This is a genomic window from Xanthomonas sacchari, from assembly GCF_024266585.1.
In the GTDB taxonomy this organism is placed as follows: domain Bacteria; phylum Pseudomonadota; class Gammaproteobacteria; order Xanthomonadales; family Xanthomonadaceae; genus Xanthomonas_A; species Xanthomonas_A sacchari_C.
The window spans coordinates 4,836,576-4,852,461 of record NZ_CP100647.1; the positions used below are offsets into that span (position 1 = coordinate 4,836,576).

At 70.6% G+C, this 15,886-nt stretch carries 15 protein-coding genes and 1 riboswitch; of the genes, 6 read left to right on the forward strand and 9 right to left on the reverse strand.

From position 1 onward, the window contains the following. Positions 1-34: 34 nt before the first annotated feature. The 3 genes from NKJ47_RS20495 to NKJ47_RS20505 form a co-directional block, all read right to left on the reverse strand. Positions 35-1,075 (reverse strand): ribonucleotide-diphosphate reductase subunit beta, encoded by a 1,041-nt coding sequence (locus NKJ47_RS20495; protein ID WP_010340146.1) that lies wholly within the window; start codon positions 1,073-1,075, stop codon positions 35-37. A 110-nt stretch (positions 1,076-1,185) separates the two neighbouring features. After that, positions 1,186-3,597 (reverse strand): ribonucleoside-diphosphate reductase subunit alpha, encoded by a 2,412-nt coding sequence (locus NKJ47_RS20500; RefSeq protein ID WP_254459537.1) that lies wholly within the window; start codon positions 3,595-3,597, stop codon positions 1,186-1,188. 178 nt (positions 3,598-3,775) lie between these two features. Continuing rightward, positions 3,776-3,996: riboswitch (cobalamin riboswitch) on the reverse strand. 186 nt (positions 3,997-4,182) lie between these two features. Next, positions 4,183-4,710, reverse strand: a complete 528-nt coding sequence (locus NKJ47_RS20505; RefSeq protein ID WP_254459538.1) for a hypothetical protein — start codon at positions 4,708-4,710, stop codon at positions 4,183-4,185. Positions 4,711-4,888: 178 nt separating this feature from the next. On the opposite strand from NKJ47_RS20505, the gene ompR reads away from it, so the two are divergent. From ompR to NKJ47_RS20520, 3 genes are all read left to right on the forward strand, one after another. Next, the gene (gene ompR, locus NKJ47_RS20510) at positions 4,889-5,617 is read left to right on the forward strand and encodes a two-component system response regulator OmpR (RefSeq protein ID WP_254459539.1); all 729 of its coding nucleotides are present in this window, start codon (positions 4,889-4,891) and stop codon (positions 5,615-5,617) included. Continuing rightward, entirely contained in the window at positions 5,614-6,882 is a 1,269-nt protein-coding gene (locus NKJ47_RS20515; RefSeq protein ID WP_254459540.1) for an ATP-binding protein, read from the forward strand. The genes ompR and NKJ47_RS20515 overlap by 4 nt, the downstream gene beginning before the upstream one ends. Positions 6,883-6,959: 77 nt before the next feature. After that, a complete protein-coding gene (locus tag NKJ47_RS20520; RefSeq protein WP_254459541.1) occupies positions 6,960-7,886 on the forward strand; it encodes an alpha/beta hydrolase in 927 nt (308 codons plus the stop codon). A gap of 34 nt (positions 7,887-7,920) precedes the next feature. On the opposite strand, the gene NKJ47_RS20525 is transcribed toward NKJ47_RS20520, so the two are convergent. The 3 genes from NKJ47_RS20525 to NKJ47_RS20535 form a co-directional block, all read right to left on the reverse strand. Beyond that, positions 7,921-8,691 carry an SIR2 family NAD-dependent protein deacylase gene (locus NKJ47_RS20525; protein WP_254459542.1) on the reverse strand — a complete coding sequence of 257 codons (771 nt, stop codon included), beginning with the start codon at positions 8,689-8,691 and terminating at the stop codon, positions 7,921-7,923. A 161-nt stretch (positions 8,692-8,852) separates the two neighbouring features. Further along, the gene (locus NKJ47_RS20530) at positions 8,853-9,284 is read right to left on the reverse strand and encodes an organic hydroperoxide resistance protein (RefSeq protein WP_254459543.1); all 432 of its coding nucleotides are present in this window, start codon (positions 9,282-9,284) and stop codon (positions 8,853-8,855) included. Between the two features lie 73 nt (positions 9,285-9,357). Beyond that, on the reverse strand, positions 9,358-9,816 hold the full coding sequence (locus NKJ47_RS20535; protein ID WP_254459544.1) for a MarR family winged helix-turn-helix transcriptional regulator: 459 nt from the start codon (positions 9,814-9,816) through the stop codon (positions 9,358-9,360). A 144-nt stretch (positions 9,817-9,960) separates the two neighbouring features. On the opposite strand from NKJ47_RS20535, the gene NKJ47_RS20540 reads away from it, so the two are divergent. Further along, positions 9,961-10,365, forward strand: a complete 405-nt coding sequence (locus tag NKJ47_RS20540) for a hypothetical protein (RefSeq protein WP_254459545.1) — start codon at positions 9,961-9,963, stop codon at positions 10,363-10,365. A 22-nt stretch (positions 10,366-10,387) separates the two neighbouring features. Here NKJ47_RS20540 and zapE read toward each other — a convergent pair whose 3' ends face one another. Then, complete coding sequence (gene zapE / locus NKJ47_RS20545; RefSeq protein ID WP_254459546.1) at positions 10,388-11,485, reverse strand: cell division protein ZapE; 1,098 nt, start codon at positions 11,483-11,485, stop codon at positions 10,388-10,390. Beyond that, complete coding sequence (locus NKJ47_RS20550; protein ID WP_254459547.1) at positions 11,482-12,147, reverse strand: alpha/beta hydrolase; 666 nt, start codon at positions 12,145-12,147, stop codon at positions 11,482-11,484. Before NKJ47_RS20550 ends, zapE begins: the two co-directional genes overlap by 4 nt. A gap of 85 nt (positions 12,148-12,232) precedes the next feature. On the opposite strand from NKJ47_RS20550, the gene NKJ47_RS20555 reads away from it, so the two are divergent. Further along, positions 12,233-13,096 carry an EamA/RhaT family transporter gene (locus NKJ47_RS20555; protein ID WP_254459548.1) on the forward strand — a complete coding sequence of 288 codons (864 nt, stop codon included), beginning with the start codon at positions 12,233-12,235 and terminating at the stop codon, positions 13,094-13,096. Between the two features lie 176 nt (positions 13,097-13,272). On the opposite strand, the gene NKJ47_RS20560 is transcribed toward NKJ47_RS20555, so the two are convergent. Beyond that, the gene (locus NKJ47_RS20560; protein ID WP_254459549.1) at positions 13,273-14,598 is read right to left on the reverse strand and encodes a GTP-binding protein; all 1,326 of its coding nucleotides are present in this window, start codon (positions 14,596-14,598) and stop codon (positions 13,273-13,275) included. 75 nt (positions 14,599-14,673) lie between these two features. On the opposite strand from NKJ47_RS20560, the gene NKJ47_RS20565 reads away from it, so the two are divergent. Further along, entirely contained in the window at positions 14,674-15,057 is a 384-nt protein-coding gene (locus tag NKJ47_RS20565; protein WP_254459550.1) for a MerC domain-containing protein, read from the forward strand. Positions 15,058-15,886: the final 829 nt, after the last annotated feature.

The following is a 15,886-nucleotide window of genomic DNA, read 5'->3' on the forward strand; positions in this document are numbered from 1 at the left end:
CAATCCCCATTCCCGATTCCCCAATCCCGGCTCTTCAGAGATCGTCGAAGCCGTTGTCCGAGTTGGTCTTCTTGTAGCTGGCGTTGCGCATCTCGAAGAAGTCGGTCTTGGTCTCGGTGAAGTTGTCGGCGTAGGCCTTGATCCACGGCATCACGTTGTCGCTGGCGCCGCTGTACAGCTTCTCGATGCCGAGCATGCCGGACATCTTGTTGGCGCGGTACTTCACGTACTGGATCATCTCGTCCACGTCAATGCCCTCGATGCCGTCGAGCACTTCCGAGGACCACTCGGTCTCCAGGCGGATCGCATGCTCGAAGGCCTGGTGCACGTAGTCGGTCAGCTCGTTGGTCTGCAGCTCGGCGTTCTCGCCGATGATGGCGCGGATCAGTTCGCTGATGAACTTGGTATGGGCCAGCTCGTCGCGGTTGATGAAGCTGATGATCTTGCCGGTGCCGGTCATGCGGTTCTGCCGCACCAGGTTGTAGAAGTAGGCGAAGCCGGAATAGAAGTTGATGCCTTCCAGGATCGAGGACTGGATCAGCGAGCGCAGCAGGGTCTCGGCGGTCTTCTCGCGCATGAAGTCGTCGTAGGCCTGCATGATCGGCTGGTTGCGCGCGATGATGGTCGGGTGCGTACGGGCGATCTCGAACACGCGGTTCTGGTCGGCCAGGCCGGCGATCGAGGCCAGCACGTACGAGTAGCTCTCGTTGTGGATCACTTCCTGCTGGCCGATGATCGCGGCGTTGGCGTGCGCGGCCGGGTCGGTGATGTATTCGGCGACGTTGTAGATGAAGCGCGTCTGCGGCGAATCCAGCGTGGCCAGCAGGCCGATGATCGAGTCGTAGGCGTTCTTCTCGCGCGCCGATAGCTCCCCGTACTGCTTGGCATCGCCCTTCATGTCCACTTCGTCGGGGATCCAGAAGTTGGTCGACAGCTCCTTGTACGCCCGGTAGAAGGACGGGTACGGGATGTCGTTCCAGTTGAGGATGCCGCTGGTGGTGCCGTTGATGATGCCGGTGGACCGGTTGGGGTGCAGTGGTTCGAGGATCTTGATGCGGTCGAGCGCGATGGCCATGGAAGTTGCTTCGTGAAGTCGGGTGAACGGCGCCGGCGGTCGGCGCGGGAATGCGGAACGCGCGCGGCAGGACCGGCCTGCCGCGCGACGCTGGACTCAGGCGCCAGCGATCAGCTCGAGCACCACTCGCACTCGCTGATGTCGATGTCGTTGGAACGCACGTAGTAGGTGGTCTTCAGGCCTTCCTTCCACGCGGTCATGTGCAGGTCCAGCAGGGTGCTGGCGCGGATGCCGCTGGGCACGTAGAAGTTGAAGCTGATCGACTGGTCGACGTGGCGCTGGCGGCGCGCGTTCTGGCGCACGCTGGCGAACTGGTCGACCCGGTAGGCGCCCTTCTCGTAGTACGGGTAGGTGTCCACGGTCAGCCCCGGCGCCACCACCGGGCGACGGAAGTCCTTTTTCTCTTCGTAGTAGAACGCGCTGTAGATCGGGTCGATCGAGGCGGTGGAACCGGCGATCTGCGCGGTGCTCATGTTCGGCGCCACCGCCACCATCCAGGCGTTGCGCACGCCGTGCACGCCGACCTGCGCGGCCAGTTCCTGCCACTCCGCGCTGGTATAGCCGCGCTTGCTGAAGTACTCGCCGTTCTGCCAGTCGCTGCCCTTGAACACCTTGTAGGCGCCCTTCTCCTTGGCCAGCGCCAGGCTCGCCTGGATGGTCAGGTAGTTGATGCGCTCGTACAGCGTGTCGCTGTACTCCTCGGCCGCCGGCGAGTTCCAGTCGATGCCCTTCTGCGCCAGCAGGTGGTGCCAGCCGAAGGTGCCCAGGCCGATCGCGCGGTACTTCTGGTTGGTGATGGTGGCCTGCGGCACCGGCAGCTCGTTGAGGTCGATGACGTTGTCGAGCATGCGCACCTGGATGCGGATCAGCCGCTCCAGGATGTCCGGCGACAGCAGGTCCGGCTGCGCGGTGACCGCGCGGCCCAGGTTCACCGAGGACAGGTTGCACACGACGAAGTCGCCGGCCTGCTTGGTGGTGACGATCTGGTCGCCGCTGATCATCTCCTGGATGACCCGCGTCGGGCTCATGTTCTGCAGGATCTCGGTGCACAGGTTGCTGGAATAGACCATGCCCTGGTGCTTGTTCGGGTTCATGCGATTGACTTCGTCGCGATAGAACATGAACGGGTTGCCGGTCTCCAGCTGGCTGACCATGATCCGCTTGAACATGTCGATGGCCTTGACCACCTTGCGACCGATGCGCTCGTCGGCCACCACTTCCTCGTAGCGCGCGCGGAAGCTGCCTTCGCCGCGCTTCTCGTCGAAGAAGTCCTGCAGGTACCAGCCCTTGACCTCCTTCACTTCGTGCGGGTCGAACAGGTACCACTCGCCGCGGCGCTCCACCGCTTCCATGAAGATGTCCGGCACGCACACCGCGGTAAACACGTCGTGCGCGCGCAGGCGCTGGTCGCCGTTGTTCAGGCGCAGGTCCAGGAACGCCTCGATGTCGCGGTGCCAGATGTCCAGGTACACGGCGATGGCGCCCTTGCGCTGGCCGAGCTGGTCCACCGACACGGCGGTGTTGTTGAGCTGCTTGATCCACGGCACCACGCCGCCGCTGGAGTTCTTGACCCCGCGGATCGCCGAGCCGGAGGAGCGCACGTAGCCCAGGTAGGCGCCGACGCCGCCGCCGTGCTTGGACACGCGCGCCACGTCGGTGTTGGAGTCGTAGATGCCCTGCAGGCTGTCGTCGACGGTGTCGATGAAGCAGCTCGACAGCTGCCCGCCGATCTTGCCGGCATTGGCCAGGGTCGGGGTGGCCACGGTCATGTACAGGTTGGACAGCGCCCAGTAGGCCTCGCCGACCAGCTGCATGCGCCGCTCGCGCGGCTTCTCGTCCTGCATCAGGTACAGGGCGATGGTCAGCCAGCGCTCCTGCGGCAGTTCGTAGACCTTGCGCGAGTTGTCGGTGGCCAGGTAGCGGGTGGCCAGAAGGTACAGGCCGTTGTAGGCGAACAGCTTGTCGCGCTCCGGGTCGATCATGCGGCCGGCTTCGGCCAGTTCGTCCTTGGAGTAGTTCTTGAGGATGTCGATCGAGTACACGCCGCGGTCGGCCAGGCTTTCCTGCAGGCCGACGTAGGAGCCGTACTTCTCGCCGGCATCGTAGAAGCGGTTCTTGCTGGCGCGCTTGTACAGGCGGTCCAGGTACAGGCGCGCGGCGAAGTACTCCCACTCCGGCGTGGCGATGTCCACGCGCGACTCGGCCTCGCGGATCAGGTAGTCGACCATGTCGTCGGCCGACAGGCTTTCCTTCTTCTCGATGAAGGCGAAGGCCTTGCGCTCGTAGTCGCTCACGTCCAGCTGCGGGAACTCGGCGTGGATCCGGTCCAGGGTGCGCTGCAGGCGCGAGCGGTCGAAGGCCATGCGGCGGTTGCCGCCGTCCTTGACGATCCAGGTCACGGCGCGCTGGTCGTTGCTCGGCTCGCTGCTGGCCGGCTCCGGCTGGGCGGTGGCGGCAGCGGTCGTGGGGTCGACGACGGCGTCCACGGACGCGGTGGCCGGCAGGCTGTGGGTCTGGCTCATGAAGGTCTCCAAGCGTGGTGCACGCGGCCGCCCGACCCTCGCAGGCAGCGGTCCGACCGGATCGGCGGGTGGCGGCGGTGTCGCGAAGACTGCAACGGCGCAGGCGGCGGGCCTGCGGGCGGTCGTCGCTGCACCGACCCTCTCCCCCCGGAGATCACACGGTCGGCGCCGCGCGGTGTGCTTCGCGCGGCTGTCGGCAGGTCTTCGGGCTGATGGGCGGCGGCCGCGTGGCCGGTTCCTAGCCCGTCGCTTCCCAAGGCGGGCGCCTCAGTGCGGATGACGGGTTCGTTCCCAATTACCGCTGCGGGGCAGCGCCGGAATTGGCGTTGCCACGCCGCACCGGCTTCCCTTTTGATCCCGCGGCTTGGGGCCGCCGGAACCGACCACCCCAAGATAGTGTGGTCGCTCGACGACGTCAACGCTAAATATGGGTGGAATTACGAAAACCTAAGCCTGGCAACGGTTTGCCGATGGCGGCGGGTTCCGGCCCGCCGCGGAGGGCCCGTTCGCGGCCGTGACGGGTCTGTGAAGCCGGCGGCGGACGCGGGCGTATGTCCTGGAACCGCCCCGCCGCCGCGCCCTCGCCTACGGCCGGCACGGCACCACGGTGCCGCTCGCGTCGGTGCAGGTGCCGGTGTGGACGATGCTGCCGCCCTGCACGCTGGTGCTGCCCTGGTAGCTGCCCTGCGCGCCGTCGACGCTGCTCTGGCGGCTGCCGCTGCGCGTGCCGTCGGCGGCCCGGGTCAGGCTGCCGCTGCTGCTGGCGCTGGCGCCGTCGGCGCGCTGGACGCTGGCACTGCCCTGGCGGCTGAGGCTGCCATCGGCATCGCGGTCCGTACTGCCCTGGCGCGTGGCGCTGCCGCCGGCGGCGGTGGTGCGGGTGGCGGCACTGCCCGCGCTGGCGTTGCCCTGGCCGTCGGCCTGCCACTGCCGGGCCCGCTGCGTGCTGCCGTGGGCGCCGCTGGCGCTGGCCTGCACGGCGGCGTGGCGGGCGCCATCGGCGCCGCCGGCGGTGCGCGTGCGGGTGTGCTCGCGCGCCTGGGCGACAGGGACGGCCAGGACGCCGGCGGCCAGCGCCAGCAGCAACGGGGAGATGCGACGGGACAGCGACATGGCGGACTCCGGTGACGGCAGCGGCGTGCTGCCGGATGCCACCGTAGCCACGACGCGGGCGCCGCGGGCGCCGCATCGGCCAGCGGATGTTGCCGCAGGCCGCGGCGGAAACATCCGCTTACAGATGCGCCGCGGCCGCCGTTGCCGCAAGGTGGCGGCGCAGCCGATAGTGACGGCCATGCACGATGCCGCGCCCGCTCCCCGCCTGCTGCTGGTCGACGACGACGACCGCCTGCGCGCCCTGCTGTGCCGCTACCTGGAGAGCCAGGGCTTCGCGGTCAAGGCGGCGGCCGACGGCGTGCAACTGCAGCAGGCGCTGGCGCGCGGCCACTACGACCTGGTGGTGCTGGACCTGATGCTGCCCGGCGAGACCGGCCTGGAGATCTGCCGGCGCCTGCGCGGCCAGGGCGACACCACCCCGATCGTGATGCTGACCGCCAAGGGCGACGAGATCGACCGCATCGTCGGCCTGGAGATCGGCGCCGACGATTACCTGCCCAAGCCGGTCAACCCGCGCGAGCTGCTGGCGCGGATCCGCGCGGTGCTGCGCCGCACCCGCCCGGGCGGCGCCGGCGCGCCGCAGCCGGAGGGCGGCGAGATCGGCTTCGGCCGCTTCCGCCTGCACCTGGGACGGCGCGAACTGCGCCGCGATGGCGAACCGCTGAAGCTGACCACCGCCGAGTTCGCGGTGCTGTCGGTGCTGCTGCGGCATCCGCAGCAGCCGCTCAGCCGCGACCGCCTGTCCAGCCTGGCCCACGGCCGCGAACACGAGCCGCTGGGCCGCAGCATCGACGTGATCGTCGCGCGGCTGCGCAAGCTGCTGGAGGACGACGTGCGCCTGCCGCGGCTGATCCAGACCGTGTGGGGCGTGGGCTACGTGTACGTGCCGCCGGAGCCGCAGGCATGAGCGGCGCCGCCCCTGGCGCCTGCGGCTGGCCGCGCAGCCTGTTCGGGCAGCTGGCGCTGGTGATCGCGCTGGTGCTGGCCGGCGCCGGCCTGCTGGCGCTGCTGCTCGGCCGCGAACTGGCGCTGCGACCAGCGGCGCAGCAGCAACTGCGCGTGCTGCACGGCTTGGCCAATGTCGCCGAGGCGCTGCAGCGCTCGCCGGACGCCGCGGCGCTGGCGCCGGCGTTGCGCGAGGCCGGGCTGCAACTGCGCACCGCGCCGCCCTCGGCCAGTGCCGCCGGCCCGCTGGTCGACGCCGTGCAGCGCCGCGCGGCCGACCAGCTCGGCCCCGGACGCGCGTTGCGGCGCGACGCCGACGGCACCCTGTGGCTGCAGTTGGCCACGCCCACGCCGCTGTGGATCGCATTCTCCAGCCAGCCGCACGGACACGGCCTGCGCCGATTCTCGGTGGCGCTGCTGGCCGGCTGCACGCTGCTGGTCTGGCTGGCCGCCGCCCTGGCCGCGCGGCGCCTGGTGCGCCCGCTGCGGCAGTTGGCGCAGGCCGCGCCGCACCTGGTGCGCGGCGAGCAGGCCGCGCCGATCGCCACCGGCGGCCCGCGCGAAGTCGCGGCGCTGGCGCAGGCGCTGACCGAGGCCAGCGCCGACGTGCGCCATGCCGCGGCCGAGCGTGTGCTGCTGCTGGCCGGCATCTCCCACGACCTGCGCACCCCGCTGACCCGGCTGCAATACGCGCTGGCGCTGCTGCCGCAGGTGGAGCCGGACCTGCGCGAAGGCATGGAACGCGACATCGGCGAGATCGACGCGATCCTGGCGCAGTTCATCGCCTACGCCCGCGACGGCCGCGACGAACCGGCCGTGGCGCTGGACCTGGCCGACCTCTGCCGGCAGGCGCTGGGCGCGGCGCAGCCCGGCTGGGAGCAGCTGCTGCCTGCGCAGGCGCCGCTGTACGGGCGGCCGCTGGCGCTGCAGCGCGCGCTCGGCAACCTCATCGGCAATGCCGAGCGGCACGGCGCCGCGCCGTTCCAGTTGCGCCTGCACGGCGACGGCGGCGATGGCTGGCGCATCGAGGTGCGCGACCACGGCCCCGGCCTGGACCCGGCGCTGGCCGCGCGCGCGCCGCAGCCGTTCGTGCACGGCGGCCACGGCGGCAGCGGACTGGGCCTGGCGATCGTCGAGCGGGTCGCGCGCCAGCATCGCGGCCAGTTGCTGCTGCAGCCCATCGTTCCGCACGGCCTGTGCGCCAGCCTGCACCTGCGCCCGGCATGACCCCGGCGCGTGCCGGCGCCCACACGGGCCGGCCGCGCCACGACCGCCTTCGTCGTCCTTCATGGAGTGATCCGCCCATGCGCCTGTCGCGTCCCTCGCCCGCCCGTTGCCTGCTCGCCCTGGCGCTGCTGCTGCCGGGGTTATCCGCCGCCCCCGGCCACGCCCAGGACGGGCGCCTGCGCGCACGCCTGCTGCAGCGCCTGGCCCAGCGCGAAGGCGCCGACACCGCGCGTGCACCGTTGCCCGCCGGCGCGCAGGTGCTGCGCGACGTCGCCTACGGGCAGGACCCGGCGCAGCGCATGGACGTGTACCTGCCGGCCGGCGCGCGCCAGGCCCCGCTGATCGTGATGGTGCACGGCGGCGGCTGGGCCGACGGCGACAAGGACAACCCCGGCGTGGCCGCCAACAAGGCCGCGCACTGGCTGCCGCAGGGCCGTGCGCTGGTGTCGGTGAACTACCGCCTGCTGCCGCAGGCCACGCCGCTGCAGCAGGCGCAGGACGTGGCGCGCGCGGTGGCGCGGATCCAGCAGCTGGCGCCGCAGTGGGGCGCCGACCCGGCGCAGCTGGTGTTGATGGGCCACTCGGCCGGCGCGCACCTGGTGTCCCTGCTGGACCTGTCGCCGGACCTGCTGGCGCAGGCCGGGGCGCGTCGGCCGCTGGGCACGGTGGCGCTGGACAGCGCGGCGATGGACGTGGAGCAGGTGATGCAGGGCCGGCACCTGCCGTTGTACGACCGCGCCTTCGGCAGCGCACGCAGCGACTGGATCGCCGCCTCGCCGTACCACGTCATGGGCAACAGCGCGCCGCCGCTGCTGGCGGTGTGCTCCAGCCGCCGCGCCGATGCCTGCGCGCAGGCGCGCCGCCTGGCCGCCAAGGCCAACGCACGCGGCATCCGCGTCGAAGTGCTGCCGCAGGATGCCAGCCACGCCGAGATCAACCGCGAGCTGGGCCTGCCCTCGGCCTACACCGCGGCGGTGGACGCGTTCCTGCACACGCTGCGCTGAGCGCCGTGCGCAGCTTCCGCGGCCGGCAACGCGCTCAGGCCACCAGGCACTGCTGCAGCAGCAACGGCAGCGCCACCGCCGCGCTGTCGCGCCAGTGCAGGTCGGCGCGCGCCGACAGCGCACTGGGTTCGGGATTGATCTCGACCACGCAGGCGCCGCGCTCCTTGGCCTGCAGCGGCAGGCCGGCCGCCGGATGGACCAGGCCGGAACTGCCGATCACCAGCACCAGATCGGCGGCGTCCGCCGCGGTCTGCGCCCGCGCCCACTCCGCCGCCGGCAGCGCCTCGCCGAACCACACCACGCCCGGGCGCACCGTGCCGCCGCAGGCCGCGCACACCGGCGGTGCCAGGCGCTGGCTCGGCATGTGCACGTCCACCGGCGGCAGCAGCCCGCGCCAGGGCTGGCCGCAGTCGCTGCAACGCAGCGCCGACAGGCGGCCATGCACGTGCGCGGCGACCTCGCTGCCGGCGCGCTGGTGCAGGTCGTCCACGTTCTGGGTCACCAGCGTGGTGTGGCGGATCTCGGCCAGGCGCGCCAGCGCCAGATGCCCGGCGTGCGGCTGCGCCTGCGCCACGATCGCCATGCGCCAGCGGTACCAGCCCCAGACCAGGGCCGGATCGGCGCGCCAGGCGTCCTCGGTGGCCAGCTGTTCCGGATCGAAACGCGCCCACAGGCTGTCGTCCTGGCCACGGAAGGTCGGTACCCCGCTCTCGGCGGACATGCCGGCACCGGTCAGCACCAGCAGGCGGCGCGCGCCCTGGAGAAAGGCGGCAACGGTCTCGGCGTTGTAGGCGGAACTGAGCATGGCGTGCTCGATTTGATGAAGCGCACACTATTGCATTGACGCAAGGCGTCCTCAATGTGCGCGGCAACACACGGCGCCTGCAACGCGAACGGGCGGCCAGTGGCCGCCCGTCGCTTACCGCCAGGGACCGACGCACGCGCCGGCCCGGACATCCCGCTGGCTCAGTCGAGCACGACCAGCTTGACGTCGATGTTGCCGCGGGTGGCGTTGGAGTACGGGCACACCTGGTGCGCCTTCTCCACCAGCGATTCCAGCGTCGCACGCTCCAGGCCCGGCACGGCGATGCGCAGTTCCACGGCGATGCCGAAGCCGCCCGGGATCTGGCCGATGCCGACATGGCCTTCGATGCTCGGCTCGGCCGGCAGCTTGACCTTCTCCTGCCCGGCGACGAACTTCAGCGCGCCGATGAAGCAGGCCGAGTAGCCGGCCGCGAACAGCTGCTCCGGGTTGGTGCCGTCGCCGCCGGCGCCGCCCAGCTCGCGCGGGGTCGACAGCTTGACGTCCAGCGCCTTGTCCGGGGTGGCGGCGCGGCCGTCGCGGCCCCCGGTGGCAGTGGCAACGGCGGTGTAGACGATGGTGGTCGGTGAAGCCATGGTGGTTCTCCTTACAGGGCGGCGCCGCGGCGCCAGGGGTAGAGGGGATTGCGGGATCGGGGGTGGGAATCGCTCAGGCCGCGGCCAGCAACTTGCCGCGGACCTCTTCCAGGTCGTGCTTGAGCCGGGTCAGTTGCTGCAGATCGCAGGTGACCGCGCACAGCACGCCTTCCGGCACCGCCTGCGCGCGCGCGCGCAGGGCCTGGCCATCGGCGGTCAGCGCGATCAGCACGCGGCGCTCGTCCTCGGCGGCGCGGCTGCGGGTCAGCAGGCCGGCCGCCTCCAGGCGCTTGAGCAACGGGGTCAGCGTGGCCGAATCCAGGAACAGGCGCTCGCCGATGTCCGAGACGCTGCGCTGGTCCTGCTCCCACAGCACCAGCATCACCAGGTACTGCGGATAGGTCAGGCCGAGGTCGCGCAGCAGCGCACGGTAGAGCTTGTGCATCGCCAGGTTGGCCGAATACAGCGCGAAGCACAGCTGGGTGTCCAGCTTGAGCAGGGCGGTGGCGTCGGCGGGAGAGGTGCGGTCCATGGACGCCACATTACATAGCGCGCTATTTAATAGCAAGCGATATTTATACCTGCGCTAACTCCCGGCTGAAGCGGGCGCCGCGTCCTGCCACCCGCGGCCACCGGCGCAGGACTACGCTGCCGCGCATCCCCGAGGAGCTTCCGCATGCGCGCATCGTTCCTGCTGCTGGCCGCGCTCGGCGCCGCGCCGTCCGCCGCGCTGCCGAAGGCCGCGCCCAACACCCTGCCCCACGGTCCGGTGCTGGTCGGTGCCGGCGCCGACGCACTGGCCCGCGAAACCCGCCGCCAGTGCCCCGGCGTGCCGACCGAGCGCTTGACCCCGGCCGACCTGCTCGCTGCCGAGGAGCGCTTTCGCGACGGCTTGGCCGCGGCGCAGCGCCAGGCCATGGACCGGCAGTTGCCGCAGGACGGTGCGTCCGGCCCGGCCCGCTGCGCACGCAGCGAAGGCGGCGCCAGTTGCCCGGCCGCCGCCTATCTGGAGGAAATCGCAGGCGCGGGCCTGATGCCGCGCTTCGTCGCCGGGCTGTGCCGGCCCGGCGCGGTGCGCTGAGCGCGCGTGGCCGCTGCCGCGCTCAGACCCGGTGCGCGGCCGCCAGGTACTCGGCGCTCTGCATCTCGATCAGCCGCGAGGCGGTGCGCTCGAAGGCCCCGGCCAAGCGCTCGCCGGTGTACAGCAACGGCGGCGGATCCTGCGCGGTGCAGACCAGGTTGACGTGGCGGTCGTACAGCTCGTCGATCAGGTTGACGAAGCGCCGCGCCGCATCCTCGTTCATGCGATCGAAGTGCGGGATGCCGCCGAGCAGCACGGTGGTGAACTCGTGCGCGATCTCGATGTAGTCGCTGGGACCGCGCGGGCCTTCGCACAGGGCGGCGAAATCGAACCAGACGATGCTCTTGCCGCGCGCGCGCACCGGGATCTTGCGCCCTTCCAGTTCGATGTTGCCGCGGCGCGCCTCGGCATTGCCGGTCAACGCGCTCCAGCGCTCGCCCAGCCAGGCGTCGCTGTCCTCGGCCAGCGGCGCGCGGTACACCGGCGAGCGGGTCAGCGCGCGCATGCGGTAGTCCTCGGTCCCCTCGGCGTACAGCTCCACGCAATAGGTCTGCAGCAAGCCGATCGCCGGCAGGAAGCTCTCGCGCTGCAGGCCGTTGAGGTACAGGTTCTGCGGCGCGGTGTTGGAGGTGGTGACCAGGGTCACGCCCTCGGCGAACAAGCGCTCGAGCAGGCGCGACAGCAGCATCGCATCGCCGATGTCGGTGACGAAGAACTCGTCCAGCACCAGCACGCGCAGCCGGCTGCGCCACTCCTGCGCGATCTTCGCCAGCGGATCGCTCTGCCCGGCGTGCTCGCGCAGGCGCTCGTGCACGCCGCGCATGAAGCGGTGGAAATGGGTGCGGTACTTCCGCGTGATCGGCAGGCCGTCGTAGAACAGATCGACCAGGAAGGTCTTGCCGCGGCCGACCCCGCCCCAGAAATACAGGCCGCGCACCGGCTCGGGCTTCTTCCAGAACGCCGACAGGCGGTCCAGCCAGCCCTCCTGGTCCCCGTCCACGATCGCGGTGTGGATGCGGTCCAGTTCGGCCAGCGCCGCGTGCTGGGCCGGATCGTCGCGCCAGTCGCCGCGCGCCACGCCTTCGGCGTAGCGCTGCGACGGCAATGCCGCCGCGCTCACGCCTGTGCCGCCGGCAGCCAGGCCTTGACCGCGTGCTGCAGGGCGCCGCGCAGGTCGATCAGCTTGCGATGGAAGAAATGGCTGGTGTCGGGCATGCGCACCAGTTGCGGCTGCGCCTGCAGGGTCTCCAGCCAGTCGTACACGGCCTGCGGGTCGACGATCTCGTCGGCCTCGCCCTGGATCACCAGCCACTGCGGCGGCGGCGCCATGTCGGAAAAATCCCAGCGCCCGGCCGGCGGCGCGATCGAGATCAGTACCTGCGGCTGCAGCGCGGCGCTGGCGCGCAGCGAGACGTAGGCGCCGAAGCTGAAACCGGCCAGCCACAGCGCGTCGTGCGGACGCTGCGCGCGCACCCAGGCGGCCACCGCGGCCAGGTCCTGCTGCTCGCCGTCGCCGTGGTCGAAGCTGCCGGCGGAGGCGCCGACGCTGCGGAAGTTGAAGCGCACCACGCGCACGCCCAGTTCGCGCAGCGCACGCGCGACCATCGTCACCACCTTGTTATGCATGCTGCCGCCTTCGGTGGACAGCGGATGGCAGACGATGGCGGTGACCGGCAGCGCGGCGACGTCGGCGTCGGGCAGATCGACCGCGGCCTCGATCGGGCCGGCGGGGCCTTGCAGCGTCAGCGCGCCGGAAGCGGTGGGGAAAGCGGGAGAGGTCATGCGGTCATAATACCGGGGCTGGGTCGCGGCCACATGCCGATGCGGTGCACGCAGCGTTCTTTTTCTCCCGATCCGGATCCTGCGTGTGGTCTTCGTCCTGCTGAGTGTGGTGTGCAGCGTGCTGGTCTCGGCGCTGCTGAAGCTGGCGCCGCAACGGCGCATCGACCTGGCCCAGGCGGTGACCTGGAACTACCTGGCGGCGCTGCTGCTGTGCGCCGCCCTGCTGCACCCGCCGCTGGCCGCGCTGAAGAACGCGCATACGCCGTGGGCGGCGCTGCTGGCCCTGGGCGTGCTGCTGCCGAGCATCTTCCTGGTGCTGGGCCGCGCGGTCGCCAGCGCCGGCATCGTGCGCACCGACGCGGCGCAGCGGCTGTCGCTGCTGCTGTCGCTGGCGGCGGCCTTCCTCTGGTTCGGCGAACGCGCCAACGGCGTCAAGCTGGCCGGCCTGGCGCTGGGCCTGCTGGCGATCGCCGGCATCGTGCAGCGGCCGGACACGACGCCGCGCAGCGCCGCCCGCACCGCGCCATGGCTGTTGCTGGTGTGGGTCGGCTTCGCCGCGATCGACGTACTGCTCAAGCGCATCGCCCAGGCCGGCACCCCGTTCGCCGCCTCGCTGCTGGTGGCCTTCGCCCTGGCCCTCGTGCTGCTGCTGGGCGTGCAGCTGTGGCGACACCTGCGCGGCAGCGCCGCGCTGGCCTGGCGCAACCTCGGCGCCGGCCTGCTGCTGGGCACGCTCAACTTCGGCAATATCCTGTTCTACGTGCGCGCGCACCAGGCGCTGCCGGACAGCCCGGCCAGCGTGTTCGCGGCAATGAACCTGGGCGTGATCGGCCTGGGCACCGTGCTCGGCATCGCCGTATTCGGCGAGCAGACCAACCGCTGGAACCGCCTGGGCCTGCTGCTGGCGGTGCCGGCGATCGTCCTGATCGCGCTGGGCGCGCGCGGCTAACCTGCAGCGCGCGCCTGCGCGTCCCAGGTCCGACTCCCGAATTCCAGGCCGCTCAACGCCTATCCGCTCTGGACACTGCTCACCGCGAATCGTCGGCCCTGGCGCTGGCAACCAACCCTCAGCGCCCGCAGCCCGCTCCTACGATTCCCCACTCCCGATTCCCGATTCCCGGCCCCTCAACGCCTCCACACCGGAAACGGATCCTCCAACCCCTGCCACGCCACCGGCCCCTGCCGCAGCTCGGTATCGTCGAGCAGGCAGGCATCGAGTTCGGCGCGCACCCGCGCCTCGTCCAGGCCGACGCCGATCACCGCCAGTTCCTGGCGGCGGTCGCCCCACAGCGGATGCCACATCGCGCGCAACGCCGCGTACTCGCGCGCATCGCCGACCTCCTCGGCCTGCGGCGGCGGCGCGTTCCAGCACGCGGTCTGCTGGCGCTGCCAGCCCAGCTCGGTGTACGGCAGCGGTGACGGCGGCAATACCAGCGGCGTCTCCAGCAGGCCGCGGTCCACGCGCTCGCGTGCCGCGTACCAGAACCCGGCCGCCTGGGTCTGGGTGGCGGCGCCGACGATGGACAGTTCGCCGACCCAGTCCATGCGGCTGGCCAGCCAGAAGAAGCCCTTGCTGCGGATCACGTCGCGCAGGCCGCGCTGCGCCAGCCGCGCGAAGCGCAGCGGATGGAACGGCCGGCGCGCCCGATAGACGAAGCTTTCGATGCCGAACTGCTCGGTCTCCGGCGCGTGCTCGCCGCGCAACGCCTGCATCCAGCCCGGCGCCAGCTGCGCGCGCACGAAGTCGAAGCGGCCGGTGTCCAGCACCAGGTCCAGCGGCACCTCGCCGCGGCTGGCCTCGACGATGCGCGCGTCGCGGTTGAGCGCGCGCAGCACCGCGCGGGTACGGTCGAGGGTGGCCGCATCGGCCAGGTCGGCCTTGCTGACGACGATCACGTCGGCGAACTCGATCTGTTCCACCAGCAAGTTGACCAATCCGCGGTCGTCGTCGTCCCCGGCCTGCAGGCCGCGGTCGGCCAGGCGCTCGGCCGAGCCGAAGTCGCGCAGGAAGCTGACGCCGTCGACCACGGTGAGCATGGTATCCAGGCGCGCGACGTCGGCCAGGCCGCGGCCGTCGGCATCGCGCACGGCGAAGGTCGCCGCCACCGGCATCGGCTCGGAGATGCCGGTGGATTCGATCAGCAGGTAGTCGTAGCGCCCGCTCTCGGCCAGGCGCTGCACTTCCTGACGCAGGTCGTCGCGCAGGGTGCAGCAGATGCAGCCGTTGCTGAACTCCACCAGGGTCTCTTCGGTGCGGCTGAGCGCGGCGCCGCCGTCGCGGATCAGCGCCGCGTCGATGTTGACCTCGCTCATGTCGTTGACGATCACCGCCACCCGGCGGCCGTCGCGGTTGTGCAGCACGCGGTTGAGCAGGGTGGTCTTGCCGGCGCCAAGGAAGCCGGACAGGACGGTGACGGGAAGACGGCGATCGGAAACGGCGGACGTGGACATGGCGGGCATCGGCGCGGAGGCGTGGCGGGCAAGAAGTGTTACTATATAACACTTGCTGCTTTGGAGTGGACGTCCATGAAATCCCTGCCGCAATCCTTCTTCGATGCTTCGGCGATGGTGTTGTCCGGGCTGTGCCTGCTGCACTGCCTGGCGTTGCCGTTGCTGGCGGCGGCGCTGCCGCTGTTCGGCGTCTGGGCCGAGGCCGAATGGGTGCACGTGCTGTTCGTGGCGATCGCCGCGCCGTTGGCGGGGCTGGCGTTGTGGCGCGGGCACCAGCGCGACGCGCTGCCCTGGCCGCTGTGGACGCTGGCGGCGCTGGGCCTGCTCGGTCTGCTGGCCGGCGCCTTCGGCATTCCCGACGAGGCCAGCGAAACCGCAATGACGGTGAGCGGCAGCCTGGCCTTGGCCAGTGCGCACCTGTGGAACTGGCGCCGGCACCGGCAGCGTTGCCGGCACTAACAGGCAGGCGGGCGGCAGGCGGCATAGCGCACGGTTACTGGAGGCGGCAATCGGGTCGAGGCGCAGTGTTGTTGTTGCGGCTTTGGCTTTGGCTGTTGCCGTTGCTGTTGCCATTGCTGTTGCCGTTGTTTTGCTGTTGTTTTGCTTTTGATTTACCGGGTTCCCTTCCGCAGCGGCGGATGGACCGGGGAAAAACCCGAAGGGCGGCGCACATGGATGTGCGCCGTTCGCGGCAGGGGCAGGATGCCCCTTCCGCGAATCCCCGGTGCATCCGCGGACCCGGAGCGCGCAGCGCGGAGCGCGCAGCGCGGAGGGCGCAGCGCGGAGGGCGCAAGGCAGGGCGCGCTTTCTTTTGGTTACTTTTCTTTGCGCGAGCAAAGAAAAGTAACTCGCCCGTTAGGGCGAAAGCCTTTGCTGTTGCTTGAATTTTGCGTGTCAGACGAGAAGGTCTGTAGGAGCGGCTTCAGCCGCGACATGCATTACCGATCATGTGGGTCGCGGCTGAAGCCGCTCCTACGATCTAGCGATCGCCACCGCAAGAGCAAGAGCAAAGCTTTCGCCTGACGGCGAGTTACTTTTCTTTGCTTGTGCAAAGAAAAGTAACCAAAAGAAAGCACACCCTGCCTACGCGCCCTCCGCGCTAACGCGCTCCGGGTCCGCGTCCAGCCCGGGGATCCGCGGAAGGGGCATCCTGCCCCTGCCGCGGACGGCGCACATCCCTGTGCGCCGCCCCTTCGGGGTTTTTCCCCGCGCTGGCCGCCGCTTCGGAAGGGAACCCGGTAAGTCAAAAGCCAGAACAACGGCAACGGCAACAACAACAACTACCACA